We start from the raw sequence: 13,916 nt of genomic DNA, 5'->3' as shown, positions 1-13,916 counted from the left end.
CAGCCATCATTTAGCCCTGAAGGAATGCGATGCCTTGTGCACCGATTGCGATCAATCCGACCGACAGGGCAAACGCAAACAAGGCGAGCAGCATCAAGCCCGCTTTTATTGGCAAGCGACGAACGGTCGGTCCAAGAAATTCCGACTGCCCGAAAGCTGAAACATATAGCGGCAGCGCGCTGATCATTGTCGCATAAAGATAAACTCCGGAGATGTTCTCAAAAAACGCCGAACGCGCAAGGGTTGGGGCAACGACCGACAACGCGGTTGCACGACTGCCCCCGAATGACTCGAACCAGTCGGCAGACAAAACGTAGATCAGTGCGTGGAGGCTTGGAAAGAGAATGGCTCTGAGCAAGATATCCACCAGCACGAAAAACGCCGTATCTCGGCGGGCGACCTTTGGTTTCTGTATCACCGCGAAAAGAAAAAAACTGACATAGTTTATGGCAAAAACTACGGGCAGACCGTTGGTCGTAACTTGCCTCAGAAAGCGGGCCAGCGATGGCCCGCCGGCGGCAAGAGCCGCTGCAAAGCCCGGCGAAAGCAAGATATAAAGGCAGAGGACCGCCAGTAACGCTGCGAGGCTGAATGCCAAGACAATGCTCACAAATTGAACACCGGGCATGTCGACGGAGAAAAACCTCTGCATGTTAGAACGTTGGCACATATACGGCTTGAGATCGAGGATGTTGAACCTGCGTTTGGGAACCAAGCATTCGCTCCAGGTCTTTGGGACGAATGAAATTTAAGTTTCGAAATCTCCTGAACCGCGTTCCATGTCTCGACTGCAGGCCGAGCGACATAACAAATGGTAGGTTACTGCCGGACCTAGTTGCGGAAATGTTGATAGCATTGGAAAGTAGCTTTTCTGCATGTCTTACGCTGGCGGTAATTTTCAGAACGGAATATTCCTATCCGAGTGGGCGGACTCCTTTCAGGGTCTATTGCAATCTGCGCGGAGATCGCGGCCATCGTGCCGCTTCCATGCAAAAGCCCATCATGGCTGCCGACCCAGATGCAAAAGTTTCGTGCGATCTGACTGCACCTATCGTCGGCGTCGACAGCACTCTGGATGAAACTGCATTGGCGGTAGCGATCAGCGACGCGGGCTACAGGTCTGAGAAGCTGGCTGAAGTTCGGTAGCACAAGACGCGTCAGCATCGCTCCGCTGACCGGAGGGGAATATTGGCTCTTTATATGTTTCTGATATGCAACATTTTCTGACGGCAGGAGACTGTGCCGAATTTTGTGCCTGACGCGTTTTTTTACGCCATTGGGAAGCGGTCTTCGAACATGATGGCAAGCTGACTTCTGACAGCGTGCCATTCGCGCACCGAACGCTTCCATTCGGTGGATGTAGCATTGAGCGCCAGATAGATCAATTTCGCTGCTGCCTCATCGCTTGGGAAGTGACCGCGGGTTCGGACGGCGCGCCGGATCTTCGAATTCAATGCCTCAATGGAATTCGTGGTGTAGATCAGCCTGCGCACCTCGGGCGGGTAGTCGAGGAACGGGATCACCTCGTTCCAGGCCCGGCGCCAGCTCGGTGCGATGGCCGGATACCGCCTAGCCAGATCGCTCTCCTCGAACTCTGCCAGAGCGGCCTCGGCCGCGTCGGCATCCACCGCCGTGTAGATCGTCTTTAGCGCCGTGGCGACGGCCTTGCGGTCCTTGTAGCTGGCAAAGCTCATGGAATGGCGCAGCAGGTGAACGATGCAGGTCTGGACCTGGGTCTGGGGAAAGGCCGCTTCGATGGCCTGCGGGAAGCCCTTCAGCCCATCCACGACGGCGATCAGGATGTCCTGGACGCCCCGGTTGCGCAGATCGTTCAGGACCTTGGCCCAGAACTTTGCGCCCTCATTGGCCTGGAACCACAGGCCCAGAACGTCGCGTGTGCCGTCGGGCAGAACCGCGAGGGCCACGAAGACCGCCTTGTTCGAGACGGCTCCATCGCTGCGGATATTGACCCGGATCGCGTCCATGAAGATGATCGGATAGCAGGGTTCCAGAGGGCGGTTCTGCCAGGCGGTGACCTCCTCCATGACCGCGTCGGTAATCGCGGAAATCAGGCTGGGCGAGGCTTCGATGCCATAGATTTCCTCGATATGCCCCTGGATCTCGCGGGTCGTCATGCCCCGGGCATACATGCTGATGATCTTGCGATCGAACTCGGGAAAGCGGCGCTGATACTTAGCGATCAGCATCGGATCGAAGGTGCCGTTCCGGTCGCGGGGGATGTCCAGAACGACCTTGCCGCTGTCGGTGGTCACGGTCTTCTGACTGCTGCCATTGCGCCGATTGGCCGGCTGATTATACCCCTCAGGGGCTTCCTCGGCGCGTTCTTCACCGAGATGGACGTCCATCTCCGTGCTCAGTGCCCGTTCCGCCAGCGCCTTTGTCAGCTCGGACAGAATGCCGTCCTTGCCAAACAAATCACCAGGCGCGCGGCCTTCCATCAATCGGTCCAAGATCTCTTTATCGATGCTCATACGTGGGTCTCCTCTTCGAGCAGTTACCACGTCAGCGCACAAAATTCAGGATAGTCCCGACGGCAGCGGCCGAATCTCGCCTTTTTCACAAAAAAGCGACAAACCTTCCTGCGCAGGACGGATTGACTGGATTGCTTCGGTATCCGATATCTAGAGCATGAGCTTTCGAGTTTTCATATCATGCTGGTTCAAGACGTTTACGTGCATTGCGTTTGCGTTAGCCTTGGTATTTTCACCACCTTCTGCCGCTCACGCGGCGTCCGGCATGCATGACGGACATCAAGCCAAGTCTATTGTTGTCGTTGGTGCCGCCATGACTCATGACACCGGAAGCGATGCGCATCACGCGCATGAGAAGCTTAGGGTCGCAAGCGACATCGCAGCGTCCGACAAGGATGGCAAAGAGCAACAATCCCAAGAGTGTTGCAACGGTATCTGTATTTCTGTCGTCTTCCTCGAAGACACCAAGATCGAAGCAGAGCCGGTTGGTACAAGTGAATATGTCATTCTCGACGGTCAAACGTATTCGGTGGAAACAGCAGGGTTCCTGCGGCCCCCTCGATTCCTGATCTGAACCGACGCCCAAAACGGGTGTGAGCCTTGCGCAGAGTCTGCGTGAGACAACGTTCACCAATCAGGTTACTTTCATGAAAATTCATCTACTTATGGGGGCTTCGGCCCTCGGGCTTGGCGCATGCGCCTATGAGCCCACCCCGTTGCCGTCCGTCGCGACCCAACAGGCCGTCGTCAACACGGCAGTTTCATCGCCGATCAGCTATCAGGACCCCTTGGCGGGCTACACCTATCGCGGCCCTACAGGTCCCCGCGACTGGCGTTCCGTCAATCAAGAACAGACGGAGGGCAACTGATGCGGGTATCGAAGTTTCCGCTGGTTTTCGGCTTTCCGCTAATCCTGGGTGCCTGTGCTACCGCTGTGCCGGGCATCTACACGGAACCAAAAGCTGGCTTCGCCAATATTTCCAGCCAGGTCACACCAGCCCTCGGCAAACGGACAGCCTTCGCCGAAACCCAGGCCGAAAACGAGGCCTTGAAGAAGCAGGTGCACGCAATGGTGCACCGCAAGACCATTTCGGCGGACACCGCCGTTCAGGTCGCGCTTCTGAACAACAAAGGGTTGCAGGCGTCCTATGCAAACGTCGGCCTGTCTGCCGCAGAGGCCTGGCAGCAATCGATGCCGGAAAACCCAATCGTGTCGATTGGTATACTGGGCATCGGTGCGCCCGAACTGGGTGCCTACAGGGCGATCGAGGGACTGATCCGGTCGAACGTGCTCGATGCCACCACTCGCAAGCAGCGTACGGCCATTGCAGACGCAAACTTCCGGCAGGCTCAACTGAGCGCCGTGAACGACACACTCGCACTGGCCAATCAGACGCGGAAGGCATGGGTCGATGCCGTAGCCGCCTTCGAGGCTGTGAGTTATCTCCGCCGTGCGAAAGCGACGTCTGACGCCGGATCGGAATTAGCGATGAGACTGGGCGAGACCGGCGCGCTTAACACAGCCGGGCAGGCCCGTGAACAGGCATTCAATGCCGAACTCGCCGGACAACTTGCCCAGGCACGCTTGAATGCTACCCGGTCCAAAGAGCAGCTGACCAGGCTCATGGGGCTGTGGGGCACCGAAGTCGACTATTATGTGCCCGATGCTCTTCCTGCGCTGCCGCGTTCCGTCGGCCGTGTGACTGACATCGAAGCGAAAGCATTGCGAAATCGGGTTGATCTGCGCGTTGCCAAACTTGGCCTGGAAGCACAGGCCAAGGCGTTTGGTCTGACTGATCAGACTCGCATTATCAGCGATCTCGAATTCATTGCCGGGTTCGAAGCGGAGCGGGAAATTGAGGACGGAGAAACGGAGACCGTGACCACCCCTCAGGTGGAGGTGGAGTTCGCAATCCCGATCTACGACACCGGGAAGGCACGGATGCGCAAGGCGGAATTGTCGTACCTGCAAGCAGCCAACGTGCTGGCAGAAAGAGCCGTCAACGTCCGGTCCGAAGCGCGTGGTGCTGAAGCCTCCTATCACGCCGCGTATAAGATCGCCCGCCACTATCGCGACGTTCTGGTGCCGCTACGCACGACCGTCGAAGAAGAGGGGCTGCTGTCTTATAACGGCATGATCACCAACACTTTCGAGCTGCTGACAGACGTGCGCGAGAAACTGGGCGCATCACTGGAAGCGGCAAACGCAAAACGCGAATTCTACATGGCACAGGCTGATCTGACCGCTGCGATCTATGGCGGCGGCGAAGGCGGTGGCGGTGCTGGTGGAGAAGGCGCGACACTTGCCGCCGGTGGCGGCGCAGGACACTGAAAGGAACTGACATGCTAAATAGACGTCAATTACTCGGAGCCGGCGCGGCAGGTGCAACGCTGGTCTCTTCGAAAGCCTGGGGTCAAACCCTGAACATGGGCCTGCCCGAAGCTGCCCAAATGGATAGCGCAGCAACGGCGATCACGGCGCGTCCTAGTACCGGGCCGGACTACACACCTGTGGTCACATTGAACGGGTGGACCCTGCCGCACCGGATGAACAACGGGGTGAAAGAATTTCACCTCGTGGCCGAACCGGTAGAACGCGAGCTTGCCGACGGCATGATCGCGCATTTGTGGGGCTACAACGGCCAATCCACCGGCCCGACGATCGAAGCAGTCGAAGGCGACCGGGTGCGCATCTACGTCACCAATAAGCTGCCGGAAGGCACAACGGTGCACTGGCACGGGCTCATTCTTCCTTCAGGCATGGATGGGGTCTCCGGATTGAGCCATCCAAGCATCCCGCCGGGCAAAACCTTCGTCTACGAATTCGACTTGGTGAAGTCCGGAACGTTCATGTACCACCCCCACGGCGATGAAATGACCCAGATGGCGATGGGGATGATGGGCATGTTCGTGGTCCACCCCAAGGATCCCACATTCATGCCGGTGGATCGTGATTTCCTGATCATGCTGAATGCTTTCGACATCGATCCGGGTACCTATGTACCCCGCATCATGACGATGACGGATTTCAACCTTTGGACCTGGAACAGCCGGATCTTCCCCGACATCGATCCGCTGGTCGTGAACAAGGGCGACCGGGTGCGAGTACGGGTTGGGAACCTTACGATGACGAACCACCCGATCCATATGCACGGCTATGACTTCAAGGTCACCTGCACGGATGGCGGCTGGGTGCCGCCTGAAGCACAGTGGCCGGAGGTCAGCATCGACATTCCCGTAGGTGCGATGCGCGCCTACGAATTCGTCGCCGATCATCTGGGAGATTGGGCGATCCATTGCCACAAATCGCACCATACGATGAACGCCATGGGCCATGACGTGCCGACGTTCATCGGGGTGAACAAGAAGCCGCTGACCCAGAAGATCCGTCAATTCCAGCCGGAATACATGCCGATGGGCATGTCCGGCATGGGGGACATGGCAAAAATGGAAATGCCGCTACCCGACAATACCATCCCGATGATGACGGGTTGGGGCCCGTACGGACCCATCGAGATGGGCGGCATGTTTTCGGTCGTGAAGGTGCGGGACGGCATCGACGCGGACGATTACTCCGATCCCGGCTGGTACGAGAACCCTCCGGGCGAGATGGCCTACGAATGGACTGGCGAATTACCCGACTTTGCCTCCAACAACAGCCCCAAAACCATTCTCACACCGAAACCAACCTCGAAGGGCTGAGCGGCCCTTCGTCATCTCCAACCGAACCAACCTACAGGACAATAAAATGAGAAATCTTCTTTTGACGACAAGCTTCGCGATCGCGCTATCAGCACCGGCCTTTGCTGCAGGTACACACGACGGTGGACATGGGGAGACCAAGCCAGCCGCAATGATGGTCGGCATGCCGGGTGACGCCGCCAAGGTTGACCGCACAATCGACGTCACTTTGCTCGAAAACGATGAGGGCCAGATGCTGATCGAGAGTGAGCCGATGGATATCAAGGAGGGCGAAACCATCCGCTTCAACATCACCAACAAGGGTGAGCTGGAGCATGAATTCGTCCTCGACACGGTAGAGCGTAATGCCGAGCACAAGATCGAAATGGCCAAGATGGACATGGAACATGACGATCCGAACCGTATCCGTCTCGATGCGGGCGCCTCGGGCGAAGTTGTCTGGACTTTCGCAAATTCTGGCACATTCGAAGCAGCGTGCCTGATCCCGGGCCACTACGAATCGGGAATGCACCGTGAGGTCGCAGTCGGTGACCAGATGGCTCAGGCTGACGTGGAATACACAAGCGGCACCATCAAGAAAATCGACGCAAAGGCCGGCAAGGTCACAATTATCCACGGCCCTCTCGTCAACCTGGATATGCCGGCAATGACCATGGTGTTCCGCGCCGACGAGGCGATGGTGGCCAAGATGGCGGAAGGTCAGGACATCGAGTTCGTTGCCGACCGGGTCAAGGGTAAACTGACCGTCACGCAGATGAAGTAACTACTAACAATGGGGCCGGGGGTAAACACTCCGGCCCCATCGCCTTGATCGCTTAGCCCAAGCAAGCAAGAAGATCCCATAAAATCAAGCGCTACGGAGGTAGCCGAGCATGAAGAATTTCCTGAGAACCTGCACCATCGCCCTTGCGCTTGTCCTTCCGGCTTTTTCAGTGGGCGCTTCCAGTGGCAAGGGCCAGCAGCCTCACGCGCGAGCCTTCGAAGTGCCTGGCCATGATCCGATCGGGAAACCCGGTGATGGCTCCTCGATCGACAGGACGATTGAAATATCCATACGGGAGACGGAAAGCGGCTACATGCTTTTCGAGCCGGACGCGATCCAGATTGAAAGCGGCTCGGTTGTCCAGTTTTCAATCAGAAATACCGGCGCATTGGATCACGAGTTCTTTCTCGGTTCCTTTGACGAGGTCGCAAAACATCAGCAATGGATGCGCGAACATCCCGATATGCAGCATGACAGCGCCAACTCGGTTTCGATCCCTAGTGGGCAAAATGCCGAGTTGATCTGGGATTTCTCCGATATGACCAACCTGGAGTTCGTATGCTTGATTCCCGGCCACCGGGAAGCGGGCATGTGGGGCGTCATCATCGTGCACGATCACCTTGCGCCGAAGTCCAAGGATTAGACATTTTCAATGTCACTCTTGGATAGGTATCACCTGCTTGTACACGACGTAGCTGCCGCCCTTGGGTACGACTACAGCGATGCCACGCCGGACTGGGTTCATCCGTTCATTCATCTCATACTGGTCTTGGCCCCCGCGCTGCTGATCAGTGTTGGCTCATATCTTGCTATTCGCGGCATTCTGAAGCTTTGGAAGTACCGCAGCACGCCTGCGATCCACCCAGAGCCCATACGAGGGCTCGAAGGAAGTCTTTTCAGCACCGTCTTGCGCTATTCAAGAAGGCAGCAAGCGTTGATGATCGTGGTTAGCCTCATCGCGATGCCTATACTCTATCTGACTTTGGAACTGCCAAAACAGATCGTAAACAACGCTCTGGATTCTGGCCGTTTCCCAGTTGCCGTTTTGGGACGAGACGTCGACCAGGTCGTTTTCCTCATGCTTCTTTGCGGTCTCTACCTTTTGGCTATTATCCTGAATGGGCTAAACAAATATAGCCTTAACGTCTTCAAAGGGTATGTCGCCGAGCGTTTTCTGCGGCGCTTCCGCCTGCTGGTCTATCGGCAATGGCGCAGCGATCCAGACTCCGGAAACCAAAGCGAGATCGTCCCTATTCTCGCACAGGAAGTCGAGCCCATCGGTGGCTTCGCGGCAGATGTCCTTACGCTGCCAATCCTGCAAGGCGGTACGCTTCTGACGATCCTGTTTTTCATGTTCGTTCAGGACCCTGTCTTGGGTGCCGCCGCACTGACGGTACTGCCAATTCAGCTCGTGCTGCTGCCCAAGCTGCAACGGCGGGTCAACGCGCTTTCACGCACCAGGATCAAGGAGGTCCGACAGCTTGGCAGGCAGCTCAGCGATCAATTGCGCGAACGGCAGGTCAATCCGGCCGGGCTGCTGCCAGTAAGCGCAAGTTTTAGAGAGCTTGAGCACGTGCGCAGGAAGATTTTCCGTCTGAAGTTCTTCATCAAGGCCCTCAACAATTTTCTGACCGCGCTGACGCCATTCCTGTTCTACTCTCTGGGTGGATATTTCGTCATCGAAGGGCGGATCACACTCGGCGCGCTGGTGGCCGTCCTGGCAGCGCACAAGGACTTCTCGGCACCGCTGAAGGAACTTTTCCGCTACTATCAGACCTTGGAAGACACCCGAATCCGGTATCACGAAATCACGGCTTTTTTTGCCGGGTCAGGCCACTCGTCCGAAGTGGCCCAGGCTGATGACAGTACGCTGGAAAAGGTCAGCCAATTCGAGCAATCGCCGCTCAGAAAAACGACTTTGCCTTTCGAGGGGCATGGAGACCTCGCTTCACAATGAAGGAGTTTGATAGCATGAAATGGGCAGCAATATTTTTTGCTCTGATCGCCGTTTCTGCGGCAGGATGGTACATCCTGCAGCCGACCCACTCCCAGACGAGTACTCAGACGGACGAAAGAATGGCACTTCCCGCAGGTGCGCTTGCAACTGTCAGGCTGCCCCCAAGTTTCACCGAGCAAGAGCAAATCGGCAAGCGTGCCTATGGTGCGGCCTGCGCGACCTGCCACGGCGTCAATGGGCAGGGTCAGGACGGCGTTGCTCCACCGCTGGTGCACAAGATTTATGAGCCGGGCCACCACGGTGACATGGCGTTTGTCCTCGCAGCACAGAATGGTGTTCGGGCGCACCATTGGAAGTTTGGCAACATGCCAGCTGTCGAGGGCGTAACACGAGCAGAAGTATTGAATATCGTGGCATATATACGGGCTCTTCAAAGGGAAAACGGAATTAACTGAGTGACCTGTCGACCTGAGGCAAAAGCATAACAGCCATCCAGTAGATAATAACTGTCATCAACGGGGAGAGAAACGAATGAAACCTAAATTTATCGCAACGCTAGCATTGGCATTGTCCGGAACAGGTGTTCTCGCCGATGGACATGCAACCGGCGACGCATCGGCCGGAGACAAGGTATTTAACAAGTGCAAGGCCTGCCACTCAATCGTCAGGACGGATGGTGACGTTATCCGAAAGGGTGGCGCGGTTGGGCCAAATCTTTATGGTGTGTACAACCGAACAGCAGGGACCGAAGAAATGTTTGGGAATAAATTTCGGGACTCTATTCGTGAAGCGGGCGAGAATGGCTTGGTCTGGAACGAGAGCGATTTCGTAGCCTATATTGCAGATCCGAAGAAGTTCCTCGCGACTTTTCTGAACGACAGCAAGGCGAAATCTGGCATGTCATTCAAATTGAAGAAAGAAACGGATGCCAAGGCAGTCTGGGCTTATCTCGTTTCGGTTGGACCGGAGGTTGAGGCCGATTAGATTTTTATTCGTTTGCACGGCTCTTTTTATGCTCGGTGCGCCCTTTGTAGCGGCTGAAGATGCCCCTCTGTTTCCAGTCAGACCACTGGTTGCACCGGTTGGGGATCACGCACGTGAACCCTCGCTTTCAACACTGCCCGATGGTCGGATCGTGATGAGTTGGACCGAAGGTAACAACGCCGTTCGGATGGCCCTGTTCGATGGCACCTATTGGACGGAGGCGCGTACAATTCATCAATCTGAGACACTGTTTGTGAACTGGGCCGACTTTCCGTCAGTCGTTGGGCTTAGCGATGGGACGCTTGCAGCGCATTGGTTGGAATTGAATGGGCCGGGCAGCTATCAATACGACGTAAAGATCGCTTTCTCCTTCGATGAGGGTTTGAACTGGACAACGCCAATCATACCCCACGATGACCGATCAAAGCGTGAACATGGTTTCGTGTCGCTAATCCCTGATGATAGCGCTGGTTTGACAGCTCTTTGGCTAGATGGTCGTGCATACGATAATCAAGCCGCAGACGACAGCTATGAGAATGCCATGCAGGTCCGCGCACGTCGCATTGCGCCGGACGGTTCAATGGGACCGGAAAGCCTGCTCGACCCACGCGCTTGTACGTGCTGTCAAACATCGGCCGTCCGCAAGGAAGCAGGTAACATCATAGCTGTTGAATGTCATTGAGAACTAACCCGGTATTGTCACCGAGATTTGACCCGCTTTTAGTTATGTATCGGCGGCTATGCTTTGGTCAATGTGGTGGTCTCCTTTGTGTTTTTCTTTGCTGCCTCTGAGCTCGCTTTGAAGCGGTAGCTGTCGTTGCCGGTCTCTAAGATGTGGCAGCGATGTGTGAGGCGGTCGAGCAGCGCTGTTGTCATCTTTGCGTCACCGAAGACCTGCGCCCACTCACTGAAGCTGAGGTTGGTCGTGATGACGACGCTGGTGCGCTCATAGAGTTTGCTCAGAAGGTGGAACAGCAGTGCGCCGCCGGACGGGCTGAACGGCAGATAGCCGAGTTCATCAAGGATGACCAAGTCGATCTTTGTGAGCATCTCAGCCAATTTCCCAGCCTTTCCAAGAGCCTTTTCCTGCTCCAATGCATTGACCAATTCGACGGTGGAGTAGAAGCGCACCTTGCGTCGATGATGCTCGATCGCCTGCACGCCGATAGCTGTGGCGACATGGCTTTTGCCGGTGCCAGGTCCACCAATCAGAACGATGTTTTCTGCATTCTCTATGAACTCGCCGCGATGTAATTGCCGGACTGTGGCTTCGTTGATGTCGCTTGATGCAAAATCGAACCCAGCGAGGTCTTTGTATGACGGGAAGCGTGCAACCTTCGTATGATAAGCAATTGAACGCACCTCACGTTCTGCCATTTCCGCCTTGAGCAGTTGAGACAACATGGGTGTGGCTGCCTCAAACGCGGGCGCACCTTGTGCAACCAAATCATCGACCGCATGTGCCATGCCGTGCAGCTTTAGACTGCGCAGCATGATGATAATAGAAGCCCCTGCTGGATCATGACGCATTGCGCTTCTCCCCGGCCTGTCTCAGGTCATCATAGCGATCCACATTTGCCTTTGGGGCGGTTTCCAAAGCGAGGGCATCTGGTGGATCGATCTTCGGATGATCTGTCTGCTTGGGATCGATCAGCCTGTGCAACAGGTTCAGGATATGCGTCTTGGTTGGCACCCCAGCTTCTAGCGCCAGTTCGACGGCTCTCAGAACGGCGCTTTCGTCGTGGTGTAAAACAAGGGACAGGATATCGACCATTTCCCGGTCACCGCCTGGCTTACGCAGCATGTGGTTTTGTAGCCGACAGAAGATATCAGGCATCTCTGTAAACGGCGCACCATTACGTAATGCGCCCGGTTTACGTTGGATGACCGCCAGATAATGGCGCCAGTCATAGATGACCCTGCCAGGTTTACGGTGAGAGCGTTCTATGATCCGATCATGGGTGCAGACAATTTGTCCCTCTGCAACAATGACCAACCGTTCTGGGTAAACACGAAGGCTGACAGGCCAGTTCGCAAAACTGGCAGGCACGCTGTAGCGGTTGCGTTCGAAGGTGATCAGGCATGTTGGTGACACGCGCTTGCTGTGTTCAACAAACCCGTCAAAGGCGGGTGGGAGAGCCATCAGCACAGACTTCTCCGCTTCCCAGGCATCGGCGATTGAACCTGGTAATTCCCGGTGCGCCGTCTCTGACCAGAGCGCAACGCAACGATCCTCAAGCCACTGGTTCAGCTCTTCCAGATCCTTGAAGACAGGCATGACCTGCCACAGCCGGTTCCGGGCATCGCGGACGCTCTTCTCGACCTGACCTTTCTCCCAGCCCGCTGCTGGATTGCAGAACTCAGTCTCAAAGACGTAATGGCTGGCCATGGATTGGAAGCGTGCGTTGACATCGCGCTGCTTGCCACGGCCAACACGATCCACGGCCGTCTTCATATTGTCATAGACCCCACGCCCCGGAACGCCGCCAAACACTCGGAAGGCATGCCAGTGCGCGTCGAACAACATCTCATGCGTTTGCAAAGGGTAGGCACGGACAATGAACGCGCGGCTATGCGACAGCTTGGTGTGCGCAACTTGCAGTTTGACGCGTTCGCCACCAATCGTGGCCCAGTCTTCGCTCCAATCGAACTGGAACGCCTCGCCTGGCTGGAACACCAACGGCACAAACGTACCGCGCCCTGTCGTTTGTTCCACCCGGTGCCGATCAGCGCGCCACGCGCGGGCAAAAGCCGCAACACGCTCATAAGATCCATCGTACCCGAGCTTGACCAAGTCCTCATGCATTAGCTTCACGGTCCGGCGCTCTTTACGCGACTTACGCGTCTGTGCCAAAAGCCATGCAGACAGCCGATCCGCGTAAGGATCCAATTTGCTTGGCCGCGATGGCGTCTTGAACGTCGCTTCGGCGGCGCCTTCACGCAGATATTTCCGGATGGTGTTACGAGACAGCCCAGTGCGCCGCGCAATCTCTCGTATCGGCATTTTATCACGCAATGCCCAGCGTCGAATGACACTCAAAAATCCCATGTCGATCACTCCAAATCTCCCTGAACAAAATCGTCAGGGCAATGTGTTCACATGGGTCAATTCTCAGTGACAATTTATGGGGCTACCGGGTCAGTTCTCAGTGACATTCAACATCTAAGCCTTGCGAACTGACTTTGACTTGCTGGTGAGGCGTACTCGAACAATGGTCGGATTTTCCCCGACACGCTCGACTTCAGCAACACCTGAGGCGTCCACCAAATCAGTCAGCCGCCGAAATCCGAAGTTGCGCGCATCGAAGTCGGGAGCTTGTTTGGCGAGATGTGCACCAACCCTTGCAAGATTTGCCTTCCCGTCGTCTTCGATAGTTGCATCAATAGCTTTGACAAGCATGTCGAGTGTGGCTGCATCAAGCACGGCTTTCTTCTGATCGACCTTTGCAGCAGGTGTTTTGAGCGCGGAGAGACTTCCCCTGTCAAGATTCTCGCCATCCTCGTGTTGTTCGATTTCTGGCGTGTTCAGGATGTCAAAATAGACAAACTTATCGCAAGCGGTAATGAACGGCCGAGGTGTTTTACGTTCGCCAAAACCATAAACCGTTACACCCTGTTCTCGGATACGGGTGGCCAGGCGAGCGAAGTCGCTGTCGCTGGAGACGATGCAAAATCCTGAAAACCGACGGGTGTAGAGGAGGTCCATCGCATCAATGATCATTGCTCCGTCAGTTGCATTCTTGCCGGTGGTGTAGGCAAACTGCTGAACGGGCTGAATAGAGTGCTCAAGCAAACAGTCCTTCCAACCATTGAGGTTCGGTTTGGTCCAATCACCATAGATTCGCTTCACGCTCGCAGCGCCGTAGTTCGCTATTTCTTCAAGCAGCCCTTCAACAATCTTGGGGGACGCGTTGTCACCATCGATCAATAGCGCGAGTGACTGGCTCTGTTCGTTCGTCATCACAATCCTCAAAATCTAAAGTGCCATCTCGCAGACACTTTCAAGTAATGTCTATGC

At 55.8% G+C, this 13,916-nt stretch carries 15 protein-coding genes; 10 read left to right on the top strand and 5 right to left on the bottom strand.

Annotated elements, in window-relative coordinates:
- Nucleotides 1-10: 10 nt before the first annotated feature.
- Both JZI28_RS22225 and JZI28_RS22220 read right to left on the bottom strand, forming a co-directional pair.
- Nucleotides 11-715, bottom strand: coding sequence for a hypothetical protein (locus JZI28_RS22225; protein WP_237455014.1), 705 nt, complete (start codon nt 713-715; stop codon nt 11-13).
- Nucleotides 716-1,268: 553 nt separating this feature from the next.
- Nucleotides 1,269-2,492, bottom strand: a complete 1,224-nt coding sequence (locus JZI28_RS22220; protein WP_107818396.1) for an IS256 family transposase — start codon at nt 2,490-2,492, stop codon at nt 1,269-1,271.
- Between the two features lie 265 nt (nt 2,493-2,757).
- Between JZI28_RS22220 and JZI28_RS22215 the strand changes: the two genes are divergently transcribed.
- The 10 genes from JZI28_RS22215 (at nt 2,758) to JZI28_RS22170 (ending at nt 10,580) form a co-directional block, all read left to right on the top strand.
- The gene (locus JZI28_RS22215) at nt 2,758-3,066 is read left to right on the top strand and encodes a hypothetical protein (RefSeq protein WP_232367722.1); all 309 of its coding nucleotides are present in this window, start codon (nt 2,758-2,760) and stop codon (nt 3,064-3,066) included.
- A gap of 73 nt (nt 3,067-3,139) precedes the next feature.
- Nucleotides 3,140-3,361: a hypothetical protein gene (locus tag JZI28_RS22210; protein ID WP_226892491.1), complete on the top strand. Its 222-nt coding sequence runs from the start codon at nt 3,140-3,142 to the stop codon at nt 3,359-3,361.
- The gene (locus JZI28_RS22205) at nt 3,361-4,824 is read left to right on the top strand and encodes a TolC family protein (protein ID WP_027238592.1); all 1,464 of its coding nucleotides are present in this window, start codon (nt 3,361-3,363) and stop codon (nt 4,822-4,824) included. The genes JZI28_RS22210 and JZI28_RS22205 overlap by 1 nt, the downstream gene beginning before the upstream one ends.
- Nucleotides 4,825-4,835: 11 nt before the next feature.
- Nucleotides 4,836-6,194, top strand: a complete 1,359-nt coding sequence (locus tag JZI28_RS22200) for a multicopper oxidase family protein (protein WP_027238593.1) — start codon at nt 4,836-4,838, stop codon at nt 6,192-6,194.
- 46 nt (nt 6,195-6,240) lie between these two features.
- Nucleotides 6,241-6,957 (top strand): copper-binding protein, encoded by a 717-nt coding sequence (locus JZI28_RS22195; protein ID WP_027238594.1) that lies wholly within the window; start codon nt 6,241-6,243, stop codon nt 6,955-6,957.
- Between the two features lie 109 nt (nt 6,958-7,066).
- Nucleotides 7,067-7,600, top strand: coding sequence for a plastocyanin/azurin family copper-binding protein (locus JZI28_RS22190; protein WP_027238595.1), 534 nt, complete (start codon nt 7,067-7,069; stop codon nt 7,598-7,600).
- A 9-nt stretch (nt 7,601-7,609) separates the two neighbouring features.
- Nucleotides 7,610-8,914 carry an ABC transporter transmembrane domain-containing protein gene (locus tag JZI28_RS22185; protein WP_027238596.1) on the top strand — a complete coding sequence of 435 codons (1,305 nt, stop codon included), beginning with the start codon at nt 7,610-7,612 and terminating at the stop codon, nt 8,912-8,914.
- On the top strand, nt 8,911-9,369 hold the full coding sequence (locus JZI28_RS22180) for a cytochrome c (protein ID WP_036783961.1): 459 nt from the start codon (nt 8,911-8,913) through the stop codon (nt 9,367-9,369). Before JZI28_RS22185 ends, JZI28_RS22180 begins: the two co-directional genes overlap by 4 nt.
- Before the next feature lie 76 nt (nt 9,370-9,445).
- Nucleotides 9,446-9,898: a cytochrome c family protein gene (locus tag JZI28_RS22175; protein WP_027238598.1), complete on the top strand. Its 453-nt coding sequence runs from the start codon at nt 9,446-9,448 to the stop codon at nt 9,896-9,898.
- Nucleotides 9,899-10,052: 154 nt separating this feature from the next.
- Nucleotides 10,053-10,580 (top strand): hypothetical protein, encoded by a 528-nt coding sequence (locus tag JZI28_RS22170; RefSeq protein WP_375700277.1) that lies wholly within the window; start codon nt 10,053-10,055, stop codon nt 10,578-10,580.
- Between the two features lie 56 nt (nt 10,581-10,636).
- Here the strand turns inward: JZI28_RS22170 and istB are convergent, their stop codons facing one another.
- The 3 genes from istB to JZI28_RS22155 form a co-directional block, all read right to left on the bottom strand.
- Nucleotides 10,637-11,428: an IS21-like element helper ATPase IstB gene (gene istB, locus JZI28_RS22165; RefSeq protein ID WP_375700276.1), complete on the bottom strand. Its 792-nt coding sequence runs from the start codon at nt 11,426-11,428 to the stop codon at nt 10,637-10,639.
- Complete coding sequence (gene istA, locus JZI28_RS22160; protein WP_375700275.1) at nt 11,418-12,947, bottom strand: IS21 family transposase; 1,530 nt, start codon at nt 12,945-12,947, stop codon at nt 11,418-11,420. Before istA ends, istB begins: the two co-directional genes overlap by 11 nt.
- A 114-nt stretch (nt 12,948-13,061) precedes the next feature.
- Nucleotides 13,062-13,859 carry an NYN domain-containing protein gene (locus JZI28_RS22155; protein WP_349387462.1) on the bottom strand — a complete coding sequence of 266 codons (798 nt, stop codon included), beginning with the start codon at nt 13,857-13,859 and terminating at the stop codon, nt 13,062-13,064.
- Nucleotides 13,860-13,916: the final 57 nt, after the last annotated feature.

It is taken from the genome of Pseudophaeobacter sp. TrK17 (assembly GCF_042192375.1).
In the GTDB taxonomy this organism is placed as follows: domain Bacteria; phylum Pseudomonadota; class Alphaproteobacteria; order Rhodobacterales; family Rhodobacteraceae; genus Pseudophaeobacter.
This window is presented reverse-complemented; position numbering and strand designations above follow the sequence as displayed.

Excerpts from the sequence above, each read along its gene's own strand:
- JZI28_RS22155 (WP_349387462.1), bottom strand. The coding sequence starts at position 13,859 with ATGACGAACGAACAGAGCCAGTCACTCGCGCTATTGATCGATGGTGAC.
- JZI28_RS22195 (WP_027238594.1), top strand. The coding sequence starts at position 6,241 with ATGAGAAATCTTCTTTTGACGACAAGCTTCGCGATCGCGCTATCAGCA.
- JZI28_RS22215 (WP_232367722.1), top strand. The coding sequence starts at position 2,758 with ATGCATGACGGACATCAAGCCAAGTCTATTGTTGTCGTTGGTGCCGCC.
- JZI28_RS22175 (WP_027238598.1), top strand. The coding sequence starts at position 9,446 with ATGAAACCTAAATTTATCGCAACGCTAGCATTGGCATTGTCCGGAACA.
- JZI28_RS22220 (WP_107818396.1), bottom strand. The coding sequence starts at position 2,492 with ATGAGCATCGATAAAGAGATCTTGGACCGATTGATGGAAGGCCGCGCG.
- JZI28_RS22180 (WP_036783961.1), top strand. The coding sequence starts at position 8,911 with ATGAAGGAGTTTGATAGCATGAAATGGGCAGCAATATTTTTTGCTCTG.
- istB (WP_375700276.1), bottom strand. The coding sequence starts at position 11,428 with ATGCGTCATGATCCAGCAGGGGCTTCTATTATCATCATGCTGCGCAGT.
- istA (WP_375700275.1), bottom strand. The coding sequence starts at position 12,947 with ATGGGATTTTTGAGTGTCATTCGACGCTGGGCATTGCGTGATAAAATG.
- JZI28_RS22170 (WP_375700277.1), top strand. The coding sequence starts at position 10,053 with ATGAGTTGGACCGAAGGTAACAACGCCGTTCGGATGGCCCTGTTCGAT.
- JZI28_RS22190 (WP_027238595.1), top strand. The coding sequence starts at position 7,067 with ATGAAGAATTTCCTGAGAACCTGCACCATCGCCCTTGCGCTTGTCCTT.
- JZI28_RS22185 (WP_027238596.1), top strand. The coding sequence starts at position 7,610 with ATGTCACTCTTGGATAGGTATCACCTGCTTGTACACGACGTAGCTGCC.
- JZI28_RS22200 (WP_027238593.1), top strand. The coding sequence starts at position 4,836 with ATGCTAAATAGACGTCAATTACTCGGAGCCGGCGCGGCAGGTGCAACG.
- JZI28_RS22205 (WP_027238592.1), top strand. The coding sequence starts at position 3,361 with ATGCGGGTATCGAAGTTTCCGCTGGTTTTCGGCTTTCCGCTAATCCTG.
- JZI28_RS22210 (WP_226892491.1), top strand. The coding sequence starts at position 3,140 with ATGAAAATTCATCTACTTATGGGGGCTTCGGCCCTCGGGCTTGGCGCA.